General features: G+C 62.0%; 24 protein-coding genes and 4 pseudogenes. 15 read left to right on the top strand and 13 right to left on the bottom strand.

All coding sequences use genetic code 11. The annotated features are described in order from the left end of the window. Positions 1 to 106: 106 nt before the first annotated feature. From HU748_RS04260 to HU748_RS04250, 3 genes are read right to left on the bottom strand one after another with little or no spacing between them, the layout of a single operon-like run. Positions 107 to 2,305 (bottom strand): xanthine dehydrogenase family protein molybdopterin-binding subunit, encoded by a 2,199-nt coding sequence (locus HU748_RS04260; protein ID WP_186719348.1) that lies wholly within the window; start codon positions 2,303 to 2,305, stop codon positions 107 to 109. Next, on the bottom strand, positions 2,302 to 3,303 hold the full coding sequence (locus HU748_RS04255; RefSeq protein WP_186719347.1) for a xanthine dehydrogenase family protein subunit M: 1,002 nt from the start codon (positions 3,301 to 3,303) through the stop codon (positions 2,302 to 2,304). The genes HU748_RS04260 and HU748_RS04255 overlap by 4 nt, the downstream gene beginning before the upstream one ends. After that, entirely contained in the window at positions 3,300 to 3,827 is a 528-nt protein-coding gene (locus HU748_RS04250) for a (2Fe-2S)-binding protein (RefSeq protein ID WP_186719346.1), read from the bottom strand. Before HU748_RS04250 ends, HU748_RS04255 begins: the two co-directional genes overlap by 4 nt. A gap of 141 nt (positions 3,828 to 3,968) precedes the next feature. Between HU748_RS04250 and HU748_RS04245 the strand changes: the two are divergent. The 5 genes and pseudogenes from HU748_RS04245 to HU748_RS26340 form a co-directional block, all read left to right on the top strand. Next, positions 3,969 to 4,121: pseudogene (locus HU748_RS04245) on the top strand (MBL fold metallo-hydrolase); the annotation flags it as partial. Positions 4,122 to 4,170: 49 nt separating this feature from the next. Further along, on the top strand, positions 4,171 to 4,422 hold the full coding sequence (locus HU748_RS26700; protein WP_346655455.1) for a nitroreductase family protein: 252 nt from the start codon (positions 4,171 to 4,173) through the stop codon (positions 4,420 to 4,422). Then, a complete protein-coding gene (locus HU748_RS26695) occupies positions 4,395 to 4,730 on the top strand; it encodes a nitroreductase family protein (protein WP_346655454.1) in 336 nt (111 codons plus the stop codon). Before HU748_RS26700 ends, HU748_RS26695 begins: the two co-directional genes overlap by 28 nt. 51 nt (positions 4,731 to 4,781) lie before the next feature. Continuing rightward, positions 4,782 to 4,940, top strand: a pseudogene (locus HU748_RS26690) (hypothetical protein); the annotation flags it as partial. Positions 4,941 to 5,101: 161 nt separating this feature from the next. Then, positions 5,102 to 5,197, top strand: a pseudogene (locus tag HU748_RS26340) (copper resistance protein CopD); the annotation flags it as partial. A 70-nt stretch (positions 5,198 to 5,267) separates the two neighbouring features. On the opposite strand, the gene HU748_RS04230 reads toward HU748_RS26340, so the two are convergent. From HU748_RS04230 to HU748_RS04205, 6 genes and pseudogenes are all read right to left on the bottom strand, one after another. After that, the gene (locus tag HU748_RS04230) at positions 5,268 to 7,319 is read right to left on the bottom strand and encodes a TonB-dependent receptor (protein WP_186719344.1); all 2,052 of its coding nucleotides are present in this window, start codon (positions 7,317 to 7,319) and stop codon (positions 5,268 to 5,270) included. Positions 7,320 to 7,394: 75 nt separating this feature from the next. Further along, entirely contained in the window at positions 7,395 to 7,802 is a 408-nt protein-coding gene (locus HU748_RS04225; protein WP_186664724.1) for a DUF2946 family protein, read from the bottom strand. A 141-nt stretch (positions 7,803 to 7,943) separates the two neighbouring features. Beyond that, positions 7,944 to 8,558 (bottom strand): annotated as a pseudogene (locus tag HU748_RS04220) (cytochrome d ubiquinol oxidase subunit II); the annotation flags it as partial. Then, entirely contained in the window at positions 8,555 to 10,030 is a 1,476-nt protein-coding gene (locus tag HU748_RS04215) for a PepSY domain-containing protein (RefSeq protein ID WP_238343286.1), read from the bottom strand. The gene HU748_RS04215 and the pseudogene HU748_RS04220, both read right to left, overlap by 4 nt. 315 nt (positions 10,031 to 10,345) lie before the next feature. After that, positions 10,346 to 10,525, bottom strand: a complete 180-nt coding sequence (locus tag HU748_RS04210; RefSeq protein WP_186664783.1) for a CsbD family protein — start codon at positions 10,523 to 10,525, stop codon at positions 10,346 to 10,348. A gap of 73 nt (positions 10,526 to 10,598) precedes the next feature. Next, complete coding sequence (locus HU748_RS04205) at positions 10,599 to 11,585, bottom strand: hypothetical protein (RefSeq protein ID WP_186664786.1); 987 nt, start codon at positions 11,583 to 11,585, stop codon at positions 10,599 to 10,601. Between the two features lie 197 nt (positions 11,586 to 11,782). Between HU748_RS04205 and HU748_RS04200 the strand changes: the two genes are divergently transcribed. Both HU748_RS04200 and HU748_RS04195 read left to right on the top strand, forming a co-directional pair. Then, positions 11,783 to 13,258: a helix-turn-helix transcriptional regulator gene (locus HU748_RS04200; protein ID WP_186719342.1), complete on the top strand. Its 1,476-nt coding sequence runs from the start codon at positions 11,783 to 11,785 to the stop codon at positions 13,256 to 13,258. Positions 13,259 to 14,218: 960 nt separating this feature from the next. Next, entirely contained in the window at positions 14,219 to 14,878 is a 660-nt protein-coding gene (locus HU748_RS04195; protein WP_186719340.1) for a hypothetical protein, read from the top strand. Here the strand turns inward: HU748_RS04195 and HU748_RS04190 are convergent. Beyond that, on the bottom strand, positions 14,834 to 15,334 hold the full coding sequence (locus tag HU748_RS04190) for a hypothetical protein (protein ID WP_186719337.1): 501 nt from the start codon (positions 15,332 to 15,334) through the stop codon (positions 14,834 to 14,836). The genes HU748_RS04195 and HU748_RS04190 overlap by 45 nt on opposite strands. 47 nt (positions 15,335 to 15,381) lie before the next feature. Further along, complete coding sequence (locus HU748_RS04185) at positions 15,382 to 15,687, bottom strand: hypothetical protein (RefSeq protein WP_186719336.1); 306 nt, start codon at positions 15,685 to 15,687, stop codon at positions 15,382 to 15,384. A gap of 96 nt (positions 15,688 to 15,783) precedes the next feature. On the opposite strand from HU748_RS04185, the gene HU748_RS26290 reads away from it, so the two are divergent. Both HU748_RS26290 and HU748_RS26285 read left to right on the top strand, forming a co-directional pair. Continuing rightward, the gene (locus HU748_RS26290) at positions 15,784 to 15,969 is read left to right on the top strand and encodes a hypothetical protein (protein WP_202885222.1); all 186 of its coding nucleotides are present in this window, start codon (positions 15,784 to 15,786) and stop codon (positions 15,967 to 15,969) included. Continuing rightward, on the top strand, positions 15,953 to 16,129 hold the full coding sequence (locus tag HU748_RS26285; RefSeq protein WP_202885221.1) for a hypothetical protein: 177 nt from the start codon (positions 15,953 to 15,955) through the stop codon (positions 16,127 to 16,129). Before HU748_RS26290 ends, HU748_RS26285 begins: the two co-directional genes overlap by 17 nt. A gap of 116 nt (positions 16,130 to 16,245) precedes the next feature. Here the strand turns inward: HU748_RS26285 and paaX are convergent, their stop codons facing one another. Together paaX and paaY are read right to left on the bottom strand one after the other, a co-directional pair. Further along, positions 16,246 to 17,169 carry a phenylacetic acid degradation operon negative regulatory protein PaaX gene (gene paaX / locus HU748_RS04175; protein ID WP_186664811.1) on the bottom strand — a complete coding sequence of 308 codons (924 nt, stop codon included), beginning with the start codon at positions 17,167 to 17,169 and terminating at the stop codon, positions 16,246 to 16,248. 77 nt (positions 17,170 to 17,246) lie between these two features. Continuing rightward, entirely contained in the window at positions 17,247 to 17,846 is a 600-nt protein-coding gene (gene paaY, locus HU748_RS04170) for a phenylacetic acid degradation protein PaaY (RefSeq protein WP_186711692.1), read from the bottom strand. 307 nt (positions 17,847 to 18,153) lie between these two features. On the opposite strand from paaY, the gene paaF reads away from it, so the two are divergent. The 6 genes from paaF to paaK all read left to right on the top strand — a co-directional run bounded on the left by paaF (position 18,154) and on the right by paaK (position 24,367). Next, positions 18,154 to 18,927, top strand: a complete 774-nt coding sequence (gene paaF, locus HU748_RS04165; protein ID WP_186719334.1) for a 2,3-dehydroadipyl-CoA hydratase PaaF — start codon at positions 18,154 to 18,156, stop codon at positions 18,925 to 18,927. A 37-nt stretch (positions 18,928 to 18,964) separates the two neighbouring features. Next, positions 18,965 to 19,756 carry a 2-(1,2-epoxy-1,2-dihydrophenyl)acetyl-CoA isomerase PaaG gene (gene paaG / locus HU748_RS04160; protein ID WP_186664819.1) on the top strand — a complete coding sequence of 264 codons (792 nt, stop codon included), beginning with the start codon at positions 18,965 to 18,967 and terminating at the stop codon, positions 19,754 to 19,756. Position 19,757: 1 nt separating this feature from the next. Further along, entirely contained in the window at positions 19,758 to 21,275 is a 1,518-nt protein-coding gene (paaH, locus tag HU748_RS04155) for a 3-hydroxyacyl-CoA dehydrogenase PaaH (protein WP_186719332.1), read from the top strand. Further along, positions 21,268 to 21,723, top strand: a complete 456-nt coding sequence (gene paaI, locus HU748_RS04150) for a hydroxyphenylacetyl-CoA thioesterase PaaI (RefSeq protein WP_186719330.1) — start codon at positions 21,268 to 21,270, stop codon at positions 21,721 to 21,723. The genes paaH and paaI overlap by 8 nt, the downstream gene beginning before the upstream one ends. Continuing rightward, complete coding sequence (gene pcaF / locus HU748_RS04145) at positions 21,716 to 22,936, top strand: 3-oxoadipyl-CoA thiolase (protein ID WP_186719328.1); 1,221 nt, start codon at positions 21,716 to 21,718, stop codon at positions 22,934 to 22,936. Before paaI ends, pcaF begins: the two co-directional genes overlap by 8 nt. 111 nt (positions 22,937 to 23,047) lie before the next feature. Continuing rightward, on the top strand, positions 23,048 to 24,367 hold the full coding sequence (paaK, locus tag HU748_RS04140) for a phenylacetate--CoA ligase PaaK (protein ID WP_186664829.1): 1,320 nt from the start codon (positions 23,048 to 23,050) through the stop codon (positions 24,365 to 24,367). Positions 24,368 to 24,393 lie beyond the last annotated feature (26 nt).

Here is a 24,393-nt window from a genome sequence, read left to right as displayed (position 1 = left end):
TCATACGCAACCGTGGCCGCTGAGGTGGTCCTATAACACCTGAAGCCGACAAGGTCCGAGCGCGCTGCCGACAGCGCAAGGCGGATGGGGACCTGGCCCCACCCGATCAGAGCACTTTATCGAGCGTGATGGGAAACTCCCTCACACGCTTGCCCGTGGCATGGTAGATCGCGTTGGCCACCGCAGCGGCCACCCCGACAACGCCAATTTCGCCCACGCCCTTGGACCCGAGCTCATTGACAATCTCGTCGTGCTCTTCAACGAAGATCACATCGATATCCTCGATGTCTGCGTTCACCGGGATGTGGTATTCCGCCAGGTTGTGATTGACGATGCGGCCTAACCGATGGTCGGTCAGCGCTGCTTCATGCAGAGCCATGCCCACCCCCCACACCACGCCTCCGAGGATCTGACTGCGCGCGGTTTTCGGGTTGACCACACGCCCAGCCGCCACGGCGCTGACCACACGTACCACCTTGATTGTGCCAAGGTCCTCGTCGACGTGGACTTCCACGAATACTGCCGAATGGGTGGCGGTGGAGAACGGTTGGCGCCTGGCGCCGGGCTCTGCCTCGATCTGCACTTCAAACTCACCGTCGGGGGCGCTGGCGACGATGTCCGCCATGGCCATGCGATGGCTGTCCGCGTGCAGGTAGCCATCGGCGAAAACGAACTGCTCCCGGGGTGTGTTGGCCACTTGCGGGTGCATTTTGCGTGCATGCTCCAGCACCTTGGCACGCAGTACCTGACAGGCCTGGCGCACGGCCGAGCCCACTGACGACACCGTGAACGATCCGCCCTGAAGCGGTGCGGTGGGCAGTGAAGAGTCACCCAGCACGAAGGTGACGTCCTGCACCCTGGTGCCGGCAGCGTCGGCTGCGATCTGTGTCATGACGGTATAGGTGCCGGTCCCGATATCGGTGGTGGCACTGCTGACGGTGAGGTGGCCCTTGGCATCGATGCGCGCCTTGGCGCTGGCCTTCATCTGCATGGCTTCCCAGACGCCACCGGCCATGCCCCAGCCGATCAATTGGTTGCCATTGCGCATGCTGCGCGGTTGGGGGGGGCGCTCATGCCAGCCAAAACGCTCGGCACCTTGCTGGTAGCAGGCCAGCAATTCCTTGCTGGAGTAGGGCTTGCCCTCGTTGCCATTGTTAGCGGCGAAATTACGCCGGCGCAGCTCTACCGGGTCGATCTTCGCAGCACAAGCGAGCTCATCCATGGCGCATTCCAGCGCAATCATCCCGGACCCGGCCCCAGGTGCCCGCATGTCCAGCGGGGTGTACACATCGAGCGAGGCCAAGCGATAGCTGAGCGCGACGTTGTCGCATTGGTAGAGCATGCCGCTCCATTCCACCAGGTGCTCGGTGAAGTCCTCGAAGCGGGAGGTCTGGCCGAGCGCATCGTGAGCGATTGCCAGCAAGCGCCCGTTTGCGTCTGCCCCCAGGCGCAAGCGTTGCTCGGTGCGGGGCCGGTAGCCAAAGGTGAACATCTGCTGACGGGTCAGGGTCACGCGCACCGAGCGCTTCAGGTGCAACGCCGCCATCACTGCCACCGGCAACTGGTACTGCGGGCGCAAGCCCGAGCCAAAGGCTCCGCCGACGAACGCCGCGCGTACACGAATGTTTGCCTTGGGCAGGCCGAACACCTTGTGCAGGTAGTCCTGGCAGTTCTGCGTGCCTTGGGTCTTGTCGTGGATTTCCAGCGTGCCATCGGCCTTGTAGTGCACGGTCGACGCATGGGGCTCCATCGGGTTGTGGTGCTCGTTGGCCGTCAGGTAGGTCGCATCCACCTGCACCGGCGCACCGGCAAACTGCCCGGCGAAGTCGCCACGTGGCGCCGGTGTTTCGGCGGGTGCCGGATGCGACTGCTGGCATGCGCCCAGGTCTGTCTGGTGAGCCTCCTCGGCATACTCAATCTTGAGCAGCGAGCCGGCATATCGGGCCAGTTCGAGGGTTTGAGCGACCACCAGCGCTACCGGTTGCCCGCTATAGAGCACTCGATCATTGAATAGGGGCCGAAACGGCGAGCCCTCGGCAGAGTCGGCATCGCTATAGTCGTCGTCATAACTCGATATATGCGGACGATGGCCATGGTCGAGCACGGCGATTACCCCGGGTACGCGCAAAGCCTGTGTGCTGTCGATATCGACTACCCGACCGCGGGCGATGGTACTGGACACGACGCTGCCGTGTAGCAGGCCCGCTTCGGGATATTCGCCCGCATAGCGGGCCTGCCCGGTGACCTTCGCCACACCCTCCACCCGGTCCAGGGGCGTGCCGACTACTGGTGTGCTTTTGATCATGGTCGTGCTCCTCCGTCAGCGGCACCGCGCGCCGCGTCATCCAATGCGCGCACGATTGCTCGCTGAGCGAGCGTTACCTTGAAACCGTTGTGGCGCAGAGGTTGTGCACCTTGCAGCAACGTTTGCGCAGCGCGGGTAAAGAGTGCTTCAGAAGGCACCTGGCCGACCAACATGCGCTCGACAGCCAGGTCCCGCCAGGGCTTGTGGGCAACGCCGCCCAACGCCAGGCGCGCCTGGCGGATCACTTCGCCATCGAAGCTCAAGGCTGCAGCGACTGATACCAGCGCGAACGCGTAGGAGGCGCGGTCGCGTATTTTCAGGTAACGGTAATGGTGTTCGAACATTGGGGGCGGCAGCTCGATGCCTGTCACCAGTTCATCGAATGCCAGTTGATTGTCGCGCTCGGGGGTGTCCTGGGGCAGGCGATGGAAATCCGCGAAGGGTATCTGCCGCTCACCGGACGGCCCCTGTACGTGCACCACGGCTTCGAGCGCTGCCAATGCGACGCACATGTCCGAGGGATGGGTCGCGACACAGGCATCGCTGGCGCCGAGAATGGCATGGATGCGGTTCATGCCTGTGCGCGCAGGGCATCCGCTGCCCGGTTCGCGCTTGTTGCAGGCGGTGCCGGTGTCGTAGAAGTAGTAGCAGCGGGTACGTTGCAGCAAGTTGCCACCGGTACTGGCCATATTCCTCAACTGCGGCGATGCCCCAGCCAGGATCGCGTCGGACAGCAGCGGGTATTGCTGCTCGATCATCGGGTGCCAGGCCAGGTCGGCGTTGCTCACCCGTGCACCGATCAGCACGCCGCCGCCGGGCGTGGGGTGGATACCGTTCAGCCCGAGTCCGGAGATGTCGATCAAACGCTTGGGGCGAACCACGTTTTCCTTCATCAGGTCGACGAGGTTGGTACCACCAGCGATGAAGTGCGAGCAGGCGTCAGCCAGGTTTACGGCTTCGCTGACCGAGTTGGGCTTGTGGTAGCTGAAAGGTGTCATGGATTCTGCCCTCGTTGTGGCTCGATCCCATCCCTCATCAACGGCAGGGCTTCTTCCACCGCCGCGACGATGTTGCCGTAGGCGCCACAGCGGCAGAGATTGCCGCTCATCTGCTCACGAATGGCCTCGCGGGTGTCGGCACGTGCTTCGTAAACCAGCCCGACCGCAGAGCAGATCTGCCCCGGGGTGCAGTAACCGCACTGGAATGCATCGTGGGTGATGAAGGCGCGCTGCATGGGGTGCAAAACGTCGCCGCTGGCCAGCCCTTCGATGGTCACCAGGTCGGCCCCGTCGCACATGATGGCCAAGGTCAGGCAGGCATTGACGCGCTTGCCATCGCGCAGCACCGTGCAGGCGCCGCACTGGCCATGGTCGCAACCCTTCTTGGTACCGACCAGGTCCAACTGCTCACGAAGCAGGTCGAGCAAGGTGACCCAAGGATGCACCTGCAGTGTTCGGGGCTGACCATTGAGGGTCAGACAGATGGGGTGCGTTTCAGCCCCATTGGAAGAGATCGCGCTCATGGTGAGGTCCTCACGGTCAGGGTACGCGCATTGTGCTGCGTCTTTGTTGTGCGACCGGGGCGGCTGAATAAACGTTCAGTCGGCTCGCCGAAAGCTTGATATGAGGTGGCAGGGGCGGCACGTTGAAGGGCAGGGCGCATTGATCTGACCGAGCAGTCTCTGGCCCAAGCCATCAACCAGACTCTCCTGCGTCATGGCATCATTCTGGTTCCCTCATTCGCAGTGGGGCGCGCCCAACTGCTGATGTATTACCTCTACAAGCTCAAGCGTGACCGGCTGATCCCGGATATTCCGGAGCTCAAAGGCGGGCTACGGTCCGGATGAATACTTTCGAGGCTGAGCCATGAATATCTATGAGGCGATTCACGAGCGTCGCTCGACCCGTGCGTTCACCGCCGAGCCTGTCGAGCAGCATCTGATCGTCCGCCTGATCGAAGCCGCGGCACAGGCACCGAGCGCGATGAACCTGCAACCTTGGGTGTTCACCGTGGTACGCGACCAGGCACTTCTGGAGCAGGGGTATCGTCCGATGCGAAAGCGTACCTGGCAAAGCACTGTGGCGATCAGTTGCCTGAATCTTTGCAAGCGATGTTGAATGATGAGCGCTTTCAGATCTTCTACCACGCTCCTGCGCTCATCGTGATCGCTGCGAAGACGGCCAGTGACTGGGCCGTTGAAGAGTGCGCGCTGGCCGCGCAGAACCTGATGCTCGCGGCGCATGCCGAGGTCCTGGGCAGTTGCTGGATAGGGCTGGCGCAGCGTTATCTCGCCACGCCGGCTGGCAGGCAGGCTTTGCACTTGCCCGATGAATGCGCCCCTGTCGCGCCGGTGATTGTAGGTTATCCCTGCTCAGTGGCAGCTGATGTGCAGCGCAAGGCGCCGGAGATTCACTGGATCGGTTGACGCGCCGTGGACCTTGTATCTGCAGGCTCACCGCGCGAGCGAGGTCGCACCATGACCCTCCCTGAACGCTTTCCACTGGGGATTATTGAACCCGTCGCCAACCTTGTGCTTGGCTATGTGCGGCAAATTCCAGGGGGTGCGCAGGCGACAACCGCAGGAAGCATACGTCGCCTGCGCGATACGGTAGGCGATATCGACATACTCATCGAAGCCGAGGCCGGCGCGGATATCATCGCGCAGTTCTTGCGCTTCCCAGACATCGCAGAAGCACTGAGCAAGGGGCCCGTGCGCGCCAGTGTCCGCTTGAAATCCGGGCTGCAAGTGGACGTTAGGTTAGTGGTGCCGGCCGTGCATGGAGCTTTATCCACGTACTGCGCACCAGCATCCTGGTTGAATGGTTTTGTGGGGTGGCGGCAGTCGCAGCGGTCTCACTGCTGGGTACACTCCCACCCACCCCGCTCAACTGATGCAAGTGATCGCCAGAACGCTAGCGTTTTGGCGTAACAGGCCACTCACCAGGCAGAACGCAGATCCCCTTTAGAAATCGAAGGTCATCCCGGCATACAGGGCCCGACCGTCACCCGGTGAATGCAGCGAGGCATCGGCGCCATCGGGGTCGTACCAGACGTACTCGTAGTAGCGGTTGGTCAGGTTCTTCAGTTGCAGGTCTACGCTCATGGTTTCGCTGAGCTTGTAGGTCGCGCCCAGGTTCATCAGCACGTAGCCGCCGTAGGTGCCCTGGGTGTTCTCACGCTCCAGGTAGTAGTTGGTCTGGCCGTTCGCCCAGGCGCTCAGTTGCAGGGCAGGGGTGGCCTGATAGCTGATGCCGGTGTTCCACAGGTGGTGCGGCACGTGGTCGATCTCCTTGCCTTTGCTGTCAGGCAGCGTGCTGCTGGGCTGAAGAATCTTCGAGTATTGCCAGGAGTACGACATCCACATCTCGGTGCGTTCGCTTGGGTGCAGGTTGACCTGCAGGTCGTAGCCCCAGCGCCGTGTTTCGCCGACGTTGTCCGACTCGCCGCTAGGGTCGTTGAGGCGACGGCTGACTTCACCGCTGGCATCCTGGCGCCAGTAGGCTACGCGGCCATCGACCCAACTGGCCGGGATGAATTTGATGCCGGTCTCCCAGCCTTCGTTGATCGACGGGGCCAGGTCTTCATTACGCGGTGGCACCTTGTAGGCCGCTGCACCGGTACCGACCTGGAAGGTGCGGCCCCAGTTGGCGTAGACACTGGCAAAGCGCCACGGCGAGTAGACCACGCTGAGCTTGGGCTGCTTGATCAGCCCGTAGTCGTTGATGTCATAGTCTTGCCCGGTCATCTTGTTGGTGAAGTCACCACTGATCTTGTCCACCCGGTACGCCGGTACGATCTTCAACGATTCGAATGGCTCGATCTCCGCCTGCACGTAGGCACCGACCGTGTTGAAGTCGAAGTCCTGATCGCGTGTCTGCGCCTGGCGTACACGCTCCACGGTGCGATAGCGCTCGCTGCGGTTCTGTTGCTTTTGCACATCGCTGCCACCTTCAAGCGCAAAAGCGTGCAGCCAGTCCACCTGGGGTCGCCAGGTCAGCGAGGTGATGGCGCCGTACTGGTCTTCGTAGGTGTCGCGCTCCTGCTGTGAGCTGGTGCGCCAGTACTGGGTCCAGCGACGGTCATCGTAGGTGTTGAGGTAGGTCTTGGCCGACCAGGACAAGTTGTCGGCCAGGTCCGTGTCGAGGTGCACGCTGACCTGGTTCATGCGCCGCGTGCCTTTGTCCGTGGCGTTGTAGGCGTTGCTCATGCGCGGATGATGGCGGGCATCGTCTTCGGTCAGGTAGCCGGCCTCCTGGGCTTCGGACTCGTAGTGGCGGGCGATCAGGCCAAGGCGGTAGCTGCCATCGTCAGGGGTGTAGAACCACTTGCCGCCGAAGCTGTAGCGCTCGGTGTCGGCATGGTCACGATAGCTGTCGACCTGCTGGCGGCCGAAGAAATAGTTCTGCGTCCAGTTGCTGGTCTCGATGCCCTTGGCCAGTTGCACCTCGCGGGTGTTGAAACTGCCGTAGCGCACGCGCGCCTTGTTGTAGTTACCGCCGGTACGGGTGTTGATATTGACGTTGCCGGCGATGTTGTTCAGGCCGTAGCGGGGGTCGCTGGTGCCGCGCACTACCTCAATGCTGTCGATGTCCATCGGGAACACCGAGTCGATGAAGGGCATGTTGCCGTCGTTGGTGTTGCTGGGGATGCCATCGATCAGCAACTTGACCGCGTTCACTTCGCCTTCGCCATTGAAGCCGCGAAACGACAGTTTGCCCGAGGTGGTGCCCTGGTTGAACTCGGTCAGCATCCCCCCGGGTGCACGGCTGAACAGTTCCCAACTGTAGGTCACCGGCATTTTTTCGAGGATATCGCCGCCCAGGATGTCTACCGAACTGAGCACGCTGCTGGTGGCCAGCGGGCCGCTTTCGGTACTGGTCACGTTGACCGCGCCAAGGGTGAGGGTGGAGTTTTCAGCGGGCAGTGTTTCGGCAACGGCCAATGACAATGGGCTGAGGCTATAGAAAGCGAGCACGGGCAGGACGGCGCGAGCGGTGCAGCGGAATGCGGACATGAGTGTTTCCTGGAGACGGTCGGGCAGGGCTGCGCACCGCAGGTCACGGGGCAGCTATGGGCAAGTAACGACGGGTCAGGCCAGGGGAGAGGCGCGGGGGTTGAGCTTTGGCCACTGATCGCGTGGCAGTGGCAACCTGTGGCTGTCACCGAGCAGGAGTGCATCGGGCCAGAAGCGGGGGAGCAGGTGACGATAGTAGTCGCTGGCCAGCAAGGCATGCCCGGCATGGCCACAGCAGCAGTCGCCAGCCTGGTGTTTCATTTCTGGCTGATCGTCGAGTTGCGGCAGCTCGGCCTTGAGCTGGGCCAGCAGTGACTTGGGCAGGCTCTGTGCACCGTGCAGGCTGCAGAAGCTGCCGAGGATCAGCGATTGGCTGTCGATACGGGGTGTTTGCAAGGCACGGTCGAGCGGCATCGCCAGCAGGTTGAACAGCACGGCGAAGCAGGCGAACAGACAAAGATGTGCACGTGCACGTGAAAGCATGAGCCACCCGAACGAATGTGGCGCGCATTAAGCCGCATCCGTTGCGGGCTGTACAAGTTCCGTGGTGCGCTTTTTTGTCGCAGGCGCACCGCGGCGCCACATCGGTTGCTTCACACTGGGTGTCATCACGTTGGGCCCCTGGTGATAGCCGTCTTCATGGCTCACCTTGCCGCGGAACACGTAATAGCTCCAGAACGTGTAGCCGAGGATGATAGGCAGAATGAACAGTGTGCCCACCAACATGAAGCCTTGGCTCTGCGGCGGCGCTGCGACCTCCCAGATGCTGATCGACGGCGGGATGATGTTTGGCCACAAGCTGATGCCCAGCCCGCTGTAGCCCAGGAAGATCAGCGCCAGGGTCAGCAAGAACGGCGTGTAGTGCGCGTTGCGTGCCACGGCACGCAGCAGCCCGTAGAAGGTCACCAGTACCAGGATCGGCACCGGCATGAACCAGAGCAGGTTGGGTATGCTGAACCTGCGGGCGGCGATTTGCGGGTAGGCCAGCGGTGTCCACAGGCTGACCACGGCGATCACCACCAGCAGCACCAGCGCCAGAGGCCTGGCAACATCGTGCATGCGTTGCTGCAGCGGCCCTTCGGTCTTCATCACCAGCCAGGTGCAACCGAGCAGGGTGTAGGCAACCACCAGGCCTAGCCCGCAGAACAGGCTGAACGGCGTGAGCCAGTCGAGCCCGCCTCCGGCATAAAGCCGCTGTAGTGTGAACACCACAGCGCTGTTCACCAAGCGTGCAATCAACGTAACGGCAGCTTGAACACCCTGCGCAGACGTCGCCAGCCCAGCACGACACCACTGAGCGCGATTACCAGGCCACCGATGCTCATGGTAATGAGCAGGCTCTCTCGCAGCAGCGGCCTGGCCAGCAGAGGTTGCCAATCCCAGCTGTGCAGCAGGTTGAACAACCAGCGGCCGACCCGTTGCGTGCGGTCGAAGCTGACCACCACCTCGCCGCTGGCCGGGTCCAGGTATACCCACGTGCGCGCAGGGTCAGCGAAGTGCAGGCCCAACACGGGCAGTGGGCGCATCTGCAAGCCGTACATGCTTTGCGGATCACGGGCAAAGTAGTGGAAGTCGTAGGCGGTCTGCCAGTAATCCTCGACAGCGCCTCCCGGCGCGATGGCCTGGGCGGCGGCCAGCAGCCGCTGCCTGGACAAGGCTCGCTTCGGTGCCATGCCGGCTTCGACCAGGCGGCTGTCGCCGCTGGCGCTGCGTGCGACCACGAACGTGACGCCAGCGAGCCGCTGCCATTGCAGCTCGACCGGAACGAATCCATCCTCCTCGGCCAGGCGCGCCATGACCTGGCGCAGCGGCATAGCGAAATCGTCGGGGCGCAATGGCCCTTGGCGCAGGGCCGACAGGTCGAGGCGCGAATGGCTGTCGGTCAGGCCCCAGGGGCGCATGGACATCAGCCCACTGAACACCCATAACACCAGCACCACGCCGAACAACAGCCCGCCGATGTGATGCCAGCGCAACCAGCCACCGGGGTAGGGGCTGCATGACCCGCTGCGATAGCGTTTGCGCAACCGCAGACGCAGGACCCCCACCGTCATGCCCAGGACCGCCATGAGCGTACCGAGCAGGGAGAGACCAATCACCAGCGTGCGCCAGCCATTGTCGAAGCCGAATCCCCCGCGCAAGGGATACAGCCAGTGAAGCCAGGCACCGACCCAGTTCCAGGCGCGCTCCTGGGCGGTGGCGTCGCGCACCACCTCGCCGGTGCGTCCGGACAGGTACAGCCAGGTACCGGCAGCATCTGCTACCTGCACCTTGTGCAAGGGCCGATCGCTGTCCAGGGCGCGTGAGTGTGTCCACATGTCCTCATCCACGGTCCCCAGGTAAGTCAATGCCGCGTCACCGGCATACTGTCGAGCAGTGGCCAGCGCCCAGGCAGGGTCGCTGCTGGCCAACTGATCACCGCTTGCAGCATCGAGGGTGACACGGCGGCCGTCGGCCAGTTCAAGCAGGTAATAGGGTCGCCCGCCCAGGCTGGTCAGGCGCAGGGCTTTCATTGGCTGCTGCGCCCAGCTGGCCGGCAACTCGGCGCAGCACCCTGCCGGCAACGCCGGCAGATGGCCCAGGCGCTCAGCCGGGGTCAGCTTGGGGTAGCCGACATACAGCATGACCACCCCGGAGACGAACCACAGCGCCATGAACAGGCAGGCGACGATGCCCAGCCAGCGGTGCCAGAGATACAACTGGCGCTTCAGGCCCATCAGTAGCGCCACTGCACAGCGACTTCCAGGCTGCGCGGTTCACCCAGGTAATACTGGGTGTTGGTCTGGTGGATGAAGCGGGCGTAGACCTCGTCAGCGAGCACTCAAATGGATGCATTAGAGCTGTGTTGATCGAGCATCGTGCCCACAGCCTGTCCTGCATTGGTCAGAACGCTGAAGGACTGGCATGAGCTGGTCGGTAACGCTGGCTACGCGCTGATTGGCATTCATGCTTGCGCAAGCCAGCAAAGCACGCAATGAATGAGCGGTCGTCCGCTGACGACCGCTCATTCACAACAGTTGACGAGGTTAATCCTTGGTGAGCGCATCCTTGACATCACCGACTACTTGCTGTGCTTCCCCTTTTTTCTCCTGCAGTTTGCCTTTTAACTCGAGGTCCGTGTTCCCGGTGGCCTTGCCTACGGCTTGTTTGACCTTGCCGACAGCCTCGTTAGCCATGCCTTTAACTTTGTCCGAAGCGCTGCTCATCATTTTTCTCCTGCGACAATCATCAGTGAAACGTGGGTTGGAAGAACCGTGCGTGCATCGGTTGAGTTGCATGTCATTCAGCGATGACACGTGTCTTGCGTGACAACAACGCGAAGCGGCCGACTGCAAAGCTCAAGGCAGCACCGATCAGAAGCGTTACCAGGGTGCCCCAGGCGGCTTTCGATACGTTGCTAGCAGCGACTTGAGCAGCTTCGCGTGCCTGCTGCTCTGCCTGTTCTTTCAGAGCCTTCACCTGTTCAGCCGCCTGTTGATAAGCGCGGGCGTAGTTATCAACCACTTGCTCGGCCTCTTGCTGACTCTTTCCGGTGCGCGCAGCGACGATATTGACCAAGGCTTCCTTGTCTGCCGCACTCAGAGCAGGCTCACTGGCTTTGCGTACTCGCTCGAACCACTGCTTGAGCTGGTCGATCGTCAGGGTCGGGTTTTCGGCTGCGACTTGACCCGCAGACTCACCTTGGGCTTGAAGCTGATCGGTCTTTTGCTCCAAGGTCGAGGGGTTAAGTTCAGCCTTGCCGGACTGCTCAAGCGTTTTGTTCAGCTCAGCTTCCAGGCTGTCCCAGTCAAGCGAGATACCCTGTCTGTTCAGTTGCTCCTTGATGCCTTGGCCAACACCAGGCGCAGCAGCAGCGACGCCATCGGCTGCAAGCGACAGGCCTTTGCCGGCAATGTTGCCTGCGGTGCCGACCACGCTACCCGCCAAAGAAGCCAGCAGCCAGGTAGCCATCAGCGTGGTCAGCGTCCAACTCAACAGGCCATGCAGGCCTCCTCGGGTAGGGGCGGTACGGCCGGCCACCCAGGCGCCGGCTGCCACGGAGATCACCGTGCTGATGAACAACCAAACCCCCGCGCCCGTACCGAAGCCGCGTAAGGGATTGCCTTCAGCCATAGGGTCAACGGCCCCGGCGCCGATGGCCGTTCCCAGCACACTGAGTATCAGGTAGCTGGCCAAGGCGATGGCGCCGCCTGCGAACACGGCGCTCCAGGATACCCTCAGCGTGCTGACAGCGTTGGCTGGGGTGGTCACATACGATTCCGTCATCTATGCATCCTCGAGAGTTTGGACTGGCAGCACCAGCAACTGATACCTCTGGTGCAACGTCAGGGCCAGTTTGCAGGTCTCATGCAAGGCTGTAATGGCGCATCTGCACCTGATCGACTAGTGCATTGGCACCACCCTTGGCCTGGTTGCAGCGATTAAGCTCCAGGTAACACCGACATGCGCAATGGAGAACTGCCATGAGTGACGCCGTGCTCGCACGCGAGACCAACCGCCGCCAGCTTCAGCAAATCATCGCCGGCTTGTCCGATGGTGTGATCCTGCTGGAAGTCGACCAATCGATAATCTGGGCAAACGAAGCGGCCCTGCGCATGCATGACGTCGACAGCCTGGAACAGCTGGGCAGCAACGCTGAGGCTTACCGCGAGCGATTCACGTTGCGTTACCGCAACAATCACCCGCTTGAACCCGAGCAGTACCCTATTGCCCGGGTGGCCGCTGGAGAGGTCTTCAGCGATGTGATGGTAGAGGTTACGGCCGTTGGCGACGAGGAGGCGCGCAGCCGGGTACACAGGGTGCGCAGCATGGTGCTGGCGGACAGCAAGGGCGACGCTGAATCGCTGGTGCTGATCATCGCCGATGCCACTGAATGGGCCAGCGCCGAGCAGCGCTTCGAAAAAACCTTCAATGCCAACCCGGCGCCTGCGGTTATCTGCCGGCTCAGCGATCTACGTTTTATCAAAGTCAATCAAGGCTTTCTGGAAATGACCGGCCATGTGCGGGATAACGTCATCGGCAGGTCTGTCTATGAGGTAGATGTGCTGGAAAACGCCGAGCGCAAGGAATTGGCGATCGAGCGCCTCATAGAGGGGGCAACTATCCCGCAGATGCAGGCTGAATTGCGCTTGCCGGATGGAGGCACGAAGCTGGTCATCGTGGCGGGACAACCACTGGACATGCATGAGGAAGATTGCATGTTGTTCTCATTCACCGACCTTGAGCCCAGGCGCAAGGCGGAAAATGCACTGCGTCAGAGCGAGGAGCGCTTCGCCAAGGCGTTTCGCCTGAGCCCCGTGCCTACCTTATTGTGCAGCGCTGACAGGCAGCAACTGATCGATGCCAACGAAGCCTTTCTCGACACTCTGGGGTACACCGCGCAGGAACTGCTAGGCAAAACGGTGGCTGAAATCAATTTCATGGACGATAGCCGCATTACGGCTCAGGTGTTCGACGTGTTGGAAAAAACAGGGCGGATTGAGGGGCTGGACCTGAAACTGCGTAAAAAAAATGACGACCGACTCCACTGCGTCCTGCAAGCTGACACCGTAAGCCTGCAGGACACTCCATGCTACCTGCTAGTCATGATGGATATCACCGAGCGCAAACGTTCGGAACTCGAGCTGGTCGAGGCGATCGAGACAGTCATGCAGGATGCATCGTGGTTTAGCCAAACCCTGATAGAAAAGTTGGCCAATGCCAAGCGCATTAACACAGGCCGTTTGCCTGATGCGTCGTTTACCAACCTTACGCGAAGAGAGCGTGATGTGTTGGCACTCATTTGCGAAGGTCTTGCCGACAAGGAAATCGCAGCGCGGTTGAACCTGGCACTCAACACCGTGCGCAACCATGTAGCCACAGTGTATTCCAAACTCGACGTACACAGCCGTAGTGAGGCGATCGTCTGGGCTCGGGAGCGAAGATTGTTTGCAGGGTGAATGCGCGCGTTTCAAGATGCTTGGTTCGACAATGCACCTCATCGGTAGTGCTGGTGCGTTGTCTTGGTTTTCCAATAATCTGCGGCTGAAAATCGGTCTTTTCGGCGTCCCCAAGCCGCCCATTTCCGGCTGATGGGCAACTTGTTCAGAGTTTCCTTAACCGCTATCTGGAGCTCTACGGCCAAGTCCGTATGGCTGAGATGCGTCGCGAGAAGAATCTGCGTACCTTGGTTGGTCATTGGTGCGGGTTCGAATCGCAACATGAGCCGGTCCTTTGAACACGTAGGCTGGAGGGGAGGAGGGTGATGCCTGTTCGTGATCGGCTGATTGAGTCACGACGAACCTTCTTGACTGTCAAGTCGGCCCCAAGCTGCCGAGGCACGCTGTGCGTTATGGCGGTTCGTAGACTCGGCCAGATAACGACGTGGCCTCGCCGAGGTCTCAGTCCAACCGCAGACGTTCGCTCTGGATGTAGTGCTCGTAGACCTCATGCAGCTGCGCAGAAACACCTACGGTTCGTCCGTGGGTTTTCAGCGCAGGCTCTTCAGTACGCGGGTTGGCGGGGTCATGTTCGCGGTCATTGGTGGTGACATAGGCGTGCTTAGAACCTTAGCCGCGGCGTTACCAGCCTGCAAGAGCAGCGGTACACGCTGACCTGAAGAAAGACGGCACTGAATCAGACTCATCGGCAGCCACCTAATTCTATGGTTCACCATGAACGCCAAGGCCTTACAAGGCTCATGAACATTTATTACATAGCACATGATTTAACATAATATACATTATGCGCACCTTCGTATGGAGCTGCCGGGGCTCTGGGTGGACAGATTTGAAGCCAGCTCTTGGCCTTGATCGCTGTGCTCCAGCTCCTACAGGCACCGCTTGGCGATGCGTTCCCCGCATGCTTGAATGCCCGCCTTTAGCAACGCTGTTGCTTCCACTCGGCGCCGGAGAAACGGAATGTGGCTTTGTACAGATTGGAAAATTGACTGGAATGCAATCAGCGCCGTGGCGACGGCCGTCGCAGCAATCTTCGCAGTGTGTGTTTGGTATCGTGATAACCAGCAAAGAAAACGTGAACGCTCAGCGAGCGCGAAGCTCTTGGCTCAAATCATGAAAACACCAATCGGAGCTACGCGCGTCGAAGTTGCAAGGTTCCGATGCGACAATTTTTCAGCCGTCCAAATCAAGCGATTACTGATCGATGAGAATGCTCGAAAGACGCTAGGTGAAAAAGTGTCGTCAATTACGATTGATCTGCCGTCTCAGTTTCTAGATAAAGCAGACATATTCAGTGAAAAAATTAACAACGAATTGGCTAGCGCGTTTTTTCATGTGAACAACCTGAAGCAAATAGTCATGATGACCGCCGACCTACCCAACTCAGCCAAAGATGAAGACATTTCAAAGCATGTCGGATCGGTGATACAAAAAATCCAGCAGTCCGAGGATGCTACCCAGAACGCGCTTAACGCTCTTCAAGAGTTGGGATCGACCGGGCCCAAAAAAGGAATAACCCTACCCTTCGCGTTATGCCTTCACGGAATAACTCGACTAAATATTCATTTAGTTGAGTTATATAGGCGCATCTACCAAGCGCGGCGTCAGAAACAAAACTAGCTCGGTTTCAGTCTTCACGGTCGAACTGCTGTTGAACAGCCATTTGAGCCCTGGGATCTGCCCAAAAAACGGCACGCTACGCACAACGGTGCTATCCGTATCCGAGTACACGCCTCCCAACGCCACAGTTTTCCCAAAGCCCGAAAACACCCGGGACGTCAGCGACGTGGTGTTGATCGGTGGCACCCCGTTCATTGCCTTCGAATAATCAGGTTCATCCTTTGAAAGGATCACGTCCAGGAGCACGCCGGTATCGTTCACAAGCGGAGTGACATCGAGCGAAAGCGCAGCCTCTTTAAAAGAGACGGATGTAGCCCCGTCACCGGCCGACTGTTGGTATGGAACCTGAGAGCCTTTGATGATTTTCGCCTGATGCCGATCAGTGGTGAACACGCGCGGGCTGGAGATTACACGCCCCCTGCCCGCTTGCTCCATTGCGTTCAGCTCAGCATCCAAATTGAACGACCTGGATGTAATCCCAAACCCAGCGATAGCAGCTGGTGTTATGCGCTGACGCGAAGAAACTTACCGTCGACCGTGTACAGAAGACCGCGAGGACCCGTGACGAATTCAATAGCATCGTCCCAACTAACGTCCTTCATACGCATCGACATGGAGCCGGTAACGCCTTCTCCCAGGACTAGATTAAGCCCGCGATAGTCTGCAAGAAGCTGAAGTGCAGCAGATACCTGGATAGTTTGGAAATCAAACGTCAATGGTTGGGTAGTTTCAGAAGCATTAGCCTGCGAGAGAAAGGCTGAGAAGGATAATGCAATGATGAAGCGGCAAAAAATATTAGATGTAGTCATGAGAAAGAGTCCGGGAAAAATGGATTAATTGGTGAAGGGGGCAGCGCTACGCCAACCCCCTCCCCCAATCAATCCTCCAATCAAGACGCCACTGCCGTGTTCGTGCTGCTGCCGCCGAACTTCGACCCTCGCCCTGATTTCCCGGAAACCCGCGCGATACTCGCCAATCTGCACGCAGCACTGCTGGCCAGCAAACCGTCACGCGTGGTGTGCCTGTCCACCATTGGCGCGCAGGCCAGCCACCCCAACCTGCTATCGCAGCTGGGTGAAATGGAACAATAGCTGGGAGGCACTGTTCCTTGCGCAGGGAATGCAGAACCCGTTACCGCGCATGCAAATGCTGGATGGCTTCAATGCAGGCTGGATCGATTTTGAAGGCACGCCGCGCCAGGCGCATACCGATCTGCAGACGGTGTTGGCGGGGTTGGTCGAACGCGGTTGAGCAATGCGCTCTGGCTGGTCCGCGCCCTGCAGGGCGCGCCAGCTTTCAGGTGTTGGCCAAAACAGTACGTCGGCCTCGAATCTTAAGATGTACCGTGATACGTACCACGTATCGTTTCAGCTCAAACCACCAAAACGACGATAGAAACTTTCACTGGCATCCGGTAGCGGTCCGTCCGCCGTCTCCAGCGTGTCATTGAGCCAGGCTTCGGCCTTGGGCGACACCAGGCGATAGAGGTTGCGGCACAACTGGCGCGCTGCGCGACCTTCCCAATCGCCGGGCAACAGTTCGTCGGGCAACTGCGGATCCCGCAGCAGCAAACGCCGGTATTCGTGGATCAACAAGGTGCGCGCCAGGAAGCAATCCTGCGCCTCCAGCGCTTCCTGCTCGCGCAGTGCCTGCCACAGCGGGCGGAACAGCCGAATGAACTCACTGTAGTGCTGGCCCAGTTCGTCGATTCCCCAGCTCTCCTTGACCTGCGCACGCATGGCCTTGGAGGCGAGAATTTCCTGGGCATGGGTCTCGAAGACGATACTGTCTTCCTCGGCCTCCAGCTCGCGCAGGGTCGCCGCAAGGTCCGCGCGATCGGCGCGCGGGCATCCCATCACGTTAGGGGCGATGGCTCCGAAGCCTTGCCACTCCAGCTCTTCACGTACTGCCTTGCGCCTGGCAACGTCCAACTGCGAGAGCAGCACCAGCGTCCAGGCGCCGTCCCAGGCTGGCAAGCTGGCACTGTAGACCCGCTTGAATGCCTTCTCGAAGCGTCGTCGGCCGGTGCCGGTGAGGCTGTAGTAGCTGCGGCGACCGACCTTTTCAGCAGTCAGCCAGCCTTCTTTGGTGAGGCGGAAGATCGAGGTGCGAATCAACCGCTCGTTGATACCGAAGGGCTCCAGCAAACCGATCAGGCTACCCAGCCACACCGTGCCACCATGGGGTTCGACGGCATCGCCATACAGCGTGATGATCAGCGAGCTGGCGCGGATCGGCGTCTGCTCCTGGAAGCGGGTGATCAGGTGATTCAGGGGTACGAGGCTGCTCATGGGGGAACTGGGCGCGGGGAAAGCCCCGACTATACCTTTACCCCGCCCCGCCTGACCATGGCGCGACACGGCAATGCTCATGCGCCATGCCCCGCCTTCGGCCGCAGCCCCGTATCGCCCATGCGCGGGCGCCCGGGTTCGGCCGCACTCAGCGGCGGACACTCCACCATCGATGCCATGCAACGCCTGGCAAGTGCCTGGTACTCCTGAGTGCCGCGCTGCTTCCAGGCGACCTCCTCGTCGCTCAGTGCACGCCTGACCTGGGCCGGCGAGCCCACCACCAGGCTCTGCGCCTCGCAGGTGAAGCCCGCCTTGACGAATGCCGTGGCCGCAACGATGCAGCGTGGCGCGATGTGCGCACCATCCATCACCACCGCATTCATGCCTATCAGCGCATCCGCCCCCACTCGGCACCCATGCAGCACTGCGCCATGGCCAACATGACCATTGCGCTCGATGACCGTGTCACCACCCGGAAAGCCATGCATCACGCAGGTGTCCTGCAGATTGGCGCCCTCCTCCAGGACGATGCGCCCGAAGTCGCCCCGCAATGCAGCGAGAGGCCCGACATAACAGCCGGGGCCGACGATCACATCGCCGATCAGTACGGCACTGGGGTGGACGTAGGCAGTGGGATGGACCACGGGGGTCAAGCCGTCGAGGCGATAGCAGGGCATGGGAGCGACTCAATGTGATTCATGATGTCAGAGGATCATGTATCACTTCAAATGAGTCAGTCAATTTTGAAATTGCTGTATCGCTTTGTGATTCGCCCTGCGCACCCACCGCAAGCCAGACCAAATCCCTATGTGCAAAGGGTCTCCAGTAGCCTCACCGATCACCACTGAATATTTAGATACGCCAATTTAATTTTGATATTGATATTCCGTATCGCTTTGAGCCTATACTTGCGCCACCACTGCAACCGATTCCAAGAACTGGCCGGCCCTGACCGGCGCCAAACGTGCAGCCTGAGGTACCACCATGCCAAGCAACCTCGTTGTGCAGGCTCCGGCGGACGGTGTCCGCCTGATCACCCTGCACCGCCCGAAAGCCCTCAACGCCCTGAATACCGAGCTGCTGGCAGAACTCGCCAACGAACTCGACGCCGCTGCCCATGACGAACACACCCGCGCGGTGGTCATCACCGGTAATCGCAAGGCCTTTGCCGCCGGCGCCGATATCAATGAGATGGCCGAGCGCGACCTGGTCGGCATCCTCAACGACCCACGCGTCGCCCACTGGCAACGCATCGCCGCCTTCCCCAAGCCCCTGATCGCAGCCGTCAACGGCTTCGCCCTGGGCGGTGGCTGCGAGCTGGTGATGTGCGCCGATATCGTGATCGCCGGGGCCGACGCACGCTTCGGCCAGCCAGAGATCAACCTCGGCATCATCCCCGGCGCGGGTGGCACCCAGCGCCTGCTTCGCGCGGTCGGCAAGCCCCTGGCCATGCAACTGGTGCTCACCGGCGAAACCCTCGATGCCCGCCATGCCTTGCAGGCCGGGCTGATCAGCGAAATGACCCAGCCCGAACTGACCGTCGAACGCGCCCTGCAGGTGGCCCGCAGCATCGCGCAAAAGGCGCCCCTGGCCGTGCGCCTGGCCAAAGAGGCCCTGCTCAAGGCCCAGGATACGGACCTCGCCAGCGGCCTGCGCTTCGAACGACATGCCTTCACCCTGCTGGCCGGCACTGCCGACCGCGACGAAGGCATCCGCGCCTTCCAGGAAAAACGCCCGGCCAACTTCATCGGCCGCTGAACCACTCGATTCCACCGACTGACGGAGCGCGCTTGCCATGAGCTTCCAGCACATCCTGTTTTCCATCGAGGACGGCGTCGCCCTCCTCTCGCTCAACCGCCCCGAGCAACTCAACAGTTTCAACGCCGACATGCACCTCGAGGTGCGCGAGGCGCTCAAGCAGGTGCGCCAGAGCGCGCAGGCGCGGGTGCTGCTGCTGACCGGCGAGGGCCGGGGCTTCTGCGCCGGCCAGGACCTGTCCGATCGCAATGTCGCCCCCGGCGCCGAGCGCCCCGACCTGGGTCATTCGATCGAGCAGTTCTACAACCCGCTGATCCGCAGCCTGCGCGACTTGCCGATGCCAGTGATCTGCGCGGTCAACGGCGTGGCCGCCGGCGCCGGCGCCAATATTCCACTGGCCTGCGACCTGGTGCTGGCCGCCCGCTCGGCCAGCTTCATCCAGGCGTTCTGCCGCATCGGCCTGATTCCGGATTCCGGCGGCACCTGGCTGCTGCCGCGACTGGTCGGCATGGCCCGCGCGAAAGCCCTGGCCATGCTGGGTGAGCGTCTGAGCGCCGAACAGGCCGAGCAATGGGGGCTGATTCACCGCGTGGTGGACGATGCCGAGCTGCGCGACGAAGCACTGCGCCTGGCGCGGCACCTGGCCGCTCAGCCCACCTATGGCCTGGCACTGATCAAGCGCAGCCTCAACGCAAGCTTCGACAACAGTTTCGACCAGCAACTGACGCTCGAGCGCGACCTGCAACGCCTGGCGGGGCGCAGCGACGACTACCGCGAAGGCGTCAGCGCCTTCATGGAAAAACGTACGCCGACGTTCAAGGGGTGCTGAGATGAGCGCCTTGCACATTGACGCTCAGGTTGCGGTGATCGGTGCTGGCGCCATGGGTGCCGGCATTGCCCAGGTTGCAGCCCAGGCCGGGCATCCAGTCCGGCTTTATGACAATCGCCCGGGCGCTGCAGCGCAGGCCATCGACGGCATCGCCCGGCAATTGGCGCGCCAGGTGGAAAAAGGCAAGCTGAGCGCCTGTGAGCGCGAGCTGATCACTGCCCGCCTGCAACCTGCCGAGTCCCTCGAGGCCTTGGCCGATGCAGCGCTGGTGATCGAGGCGATCGTGGAAAACCTCGAGATCAAGCAGCAACTGCTGCACCAGCTCGAAGCCCTCTGCGCAGAAACCTGCATCCTCGCCAGCAACACCTCTTCGTTGTCGATTACCCGCTTCGCAGCGGGGCTGGCCCGTCCCGGGCAAGTGGGCGGCATGCACTTCTTCAATCCTGCCCCCTTGATGGCGTTGGTCGAAGTCGTGTCGGGGCTTGCGACCGAACCGGCCGTGGCCGATACGCTGTACGACACCGCCAAGGCCTGGGGCAAGCAGCCGGTGCATGCGCGCTCCACCCCTGGTTTCATCGTCAATCGCGTAGCCCGTCCGTTCTACGCCGAGAGCCTGCGCCTGTTGCAGGAAGGTGCAGCCGACTGCGCCACCCTCGATGCGCTGTTGCGCGAGGCCGGCGGGTTCCGCATGGGCGCGTTCGAACTCACCGACCTGATCGGCCACGACGTCAACTACGCCGTCACCTGCTCGGTGTTCGACGCCTACTACGGGGACTTGCGCTTCCAACCCTCGCAGGTACAGAAGGAACTGGTGGCGGCCGGGCGCCTGGGACGAAAGAGCGGCCAGGGTTTCCATGACTACCGCGAGGGCGCCGAACGCCCGCAGCCTGCCGAATTGCGCAGCGCTGCCGAGGTCACGCGCTGCGTGGTCGAGGGCGACCTCGGCGTCATGCAGCCGCTGGTGCAACGCCTGAACGCCAGCGGCATCGAGCTTACCCAGCGCGCCGGCCAGGGCTTGCTGCGCATTGGCGACGCCACCCTGGCCCTGTCCGACGGTCGCCTGGCCAGCCAGCGCGCCCGCGACGACGGCCTGCAGAATCTGGTGCTGATCGACCTCGCCCTGGACTACAGCAGCGCTACCCGCATCGCCATCACCTGGGCCAGGAGCACCACGATCGAAGCCCGCGATCAGGTTGTCGCACTGCTCCAGCGCGCCGGATTCACCGTCAGCGCCCTGGCTGATCTGCCGGGGCTCGCCGTGCTGCGCACGGTGGCCATGCTCGCCAACGAAGCCGCCGATGCCGTGCTGCAAGGCGTCGCCTCGGCGGCCGACATCGACCTGGCCATGTGCGCCGGGGTCAATTATCCACTGGGGCCGCTGGCCTGGGCCGACCGCATGGGCCTTACCCACACGTTGCGCACCCTCGAACACCTGCAACAGGCCTACGGCGAAGAACGCTATCGCCCTTCCCTGCTGTTGCGCCGCACCCATGCCGAAGGAGGCCGCCTGCATGACTGACACACCTCGCACACCCGAAGCGCTGGCCCGCGCCTGTGCCAATGCCATGTACGCCCGTGACCCTGCGACCCAAGGCATGGGCATCGAACTGCTCGAGGCCGGCCCCGGCAGCGCCACGGTGCGCATGACCGTGCGCGCCGACATGATCCAGGGCCACGGCACCTGCCACGGCGGCTTTCTCTTCGCCCTGGCCGATTCGGCATTCGCCTTTGCCTGCAACAGCCACGACGAGGCCACCGTGGCCCTGGGCTGCAGCATCGATTATGTGGCCCCGGCGCTGCTCGGCGACCAGTTGACCGCCACCGCCCACGAACAGGTGCGCAAGAGCCGCACCGGCCTCTACGACGTGCGCCTGGAAAACCAGCGTGGCGAGCTGGTGGCGCTGTTCCATGGCAAGTCCTACACGTTGCGCGGCAGCGTGCTGACGCAGGAGACGCAAGATGACTGAACCGACCCTCAACGACGCCCTGATCATCGACGCCGTACGCACGCCCATCGGCCGCTACGGCGGCGCCCTGAGCAGCGTGCGTGCCGACGACCTGGCGGCGATCCCGATCAAGGCATTGATCGCCCGCCATCCAGAGCTGGACTGGCACGCCATCGACGATGTGATCCTCGGCTGCGCCAACCAGGCCGGCGAAGACAACCGCAACGTTGCGCACATGGCGACGCTGCTGGCCGGGCTGCCTGTCGAGGTGCCGGGCACCACCCTCAACCGCCTGTGCGGCTCGGGCCTGGACGCCATCGGCAACGCCGCCCGCGCCCTGCGCTGTGGCGAGGCCGGGCTGATGCTGGCCGGCGGCGTCGAATCCATGTCCCGCGCGCCCTTCGTCATGGGCAAGGCCGAACAGGCCTTCGGCCGCAGTGCGGAACTGTTCGACACCACCATCGGCTGGCGCTTCGTCAACACCCTGATGAAAGCGCAATACGGCATCGATTCGATGCCCGAGACCGCCGAGAACGTTGCCGAGCAGTTCGGCATCTCGCGCGCCGACCAGGATGCCTTTGCCCTGCGCAGCCAGCACAAGGCTGCCGCCGCCCAGGCCAATGGCCGCCTGGCGCGCGAAATCGTCCCGGTCGAGATCGCCCAGCGCAAGGGCCCGGCCAAGGTGGTCGAACAGGATGAGCACCCGCGCGGCGACACCACCCTGGAGCAGTTGGCGCGCCTTGGTACGCCGTTTCGCGAAGGTGGCAGCGTCACCGCCGGCAACGCGTCGGGGGTCAACGACGGTGCTTGCGCACTGCTGCTGGCCAGCAGCAGCGCAGCCAGCCGCCACGGCCTGAAGGCTCGCGGGCGGATCGTCGGCATGGCCGCAGCCGGAGTCGAGCCGCGCATCATGGGCATCGGCCCGGTGCCAGCGACGCGCAAAGTGCTGGAACTGACCGGCCTTGCCCTGGCCGACATGGACGTGATCGAGCTCAACGAAGCCTTCGCCGCCCAAGGGCTGGCAGTGCTGCGCGAGCTGGGCGTTGCCGACGACGATCCACGGGTCAACCCCAACGGTGGCGCCATCGCCCTGGGTCATCCGCTGGGCATGAGTGGCGCACGGCTGGTCACCACCGCCCTGCACGAGCTGGAACTGACCGGCGGGCGCTACGCCCTGTGCACCATGTGCATCGGCGTCGGCCAGGGCATCGCCATGGTGATCGAGCGCCTTTGAGGCACCTCGACCAACGGACCGCGACCCACGCTGCAACGGGCAGTATGCTGCCCACCATGACACTCACGGCTCCTCGACGGGCCGGCGTACAAGAACAACTCGAGTGAAGCCATGAACATGTACCACGATGCCGAACGCGCCCTGCTTGACCCCATGGAAACCGCCAGTGTCGACGCCCTGCGCCAGCACCAGCTCGAACGCCTGCGCTGGAGCCTGCGCCACGCCTACGACAAGGTGCCGCTGTACCGCCAGCGTTTCGACGCCTGCGGCGCCCACCCGGACGACCTGAAGTCGCTCGAAGACCTGTCGCGCTTCCCCTTCACCGGCAAGAGCGACCTGCGTGACAACTACCCTTACGGCATGTTCGCCGTCCCCCAGGAGGAAGTGGTACGCCTGCACGCCTCCAGCGGCACCACGGGCAAACCCACGGTGGTCGGGTACACCCAGAACGATATCGACACCTGGGCCAACGTGGTCGCCCGTTCGATCCGCGCCGCAGGCGGACGCAAGGGCGACAAGGTGCATGTCTCCTATGGCTACGGCCTGTTCACCGGTGGCCTGGGCGCTCACTACGGCGCCGAGCGCCTGGGCTGCACGGTGATCCCCATGTCCGGCGGCCAGACCGAGAAGCAGGTGCAGCTGATCCGCGACTTCCAGCCCGACATCATCATGGTCACGCCGTCCTACATGCTCAACCTGGCCGACGAGATCGAACGCCAGGGCATCGACCCCAACGACCTCAAGCTGCGGCTGGGCATCTTCGGTGCCGAACCCTGGACCGACGAGCTGCGCCGCTCCATCGAACAACGCCTGGGTATCAACGCCCTGGATATCTATGGCCTGTCGGAAATCATGGGGCCGGGCGTGGCCATGGAGTGCATCGAGACCAAGGACGGCCCGACCATCTGGGAAGACCATTTCTATCCCGAGATCATCGACCCGGTGTCTGGCGAGGTCCTGCCGGATGGGCAACTGGGCGAGCTGGTGTTCACGTCACTGAGCAAGGAGGCGCTACCGATGGTGCGCTACCGCACCCGCGACCTGACCCGCCTGCTGCCCGGCACGGCACGGCCGATGCGGCGGATCGGCAAGATCACCGGGCGCAGCGACGACATGCTGATCATCCGCGGGGTCAATGTGTTCCCCACGCAGATCGAAGAGCAGGTGCTGAAAATAAAACAGCTTTCCGAGCTTTACGAGATTCATCTGTATCGCAATGGCAATCTCGATAGTGTGGAAGTGCACGTGGAGTTACGTGCCGACAGCCAGTACCTGGACGACGCTACGCGCAAGGCGCTTGTGGGTGAGCTGAGCAAGCAGATCAAGACCTACATCGGCATCAGCACGCAGATTCGCCTGCAGCCCTGCGGGACGCTGAAGCGCTCCGAGGGCAAGGCTTGCCACGTCTACGACAAAAGGTTGGCCAGCTGACTTTCGATTCGGCTGCCTTTTTCTGC

Origin of the sequence: Pseudomonas sp. RW3S2 (genome assembly GCF_014268955.1) — a bacterium.
GTDB lineage: Bacteria > Pseudomonadota > Gammaproteobacteria > Pseudomonadales > Pseudomonadaceae > Aquipseudomonas > Aquipseudomonas wayambapalatensis.
The sequence above is the reverse complement of the archived record's forward strand: the minus strand, read 5'-3'. Positions and strand labels throughout refer to the sequence as shown.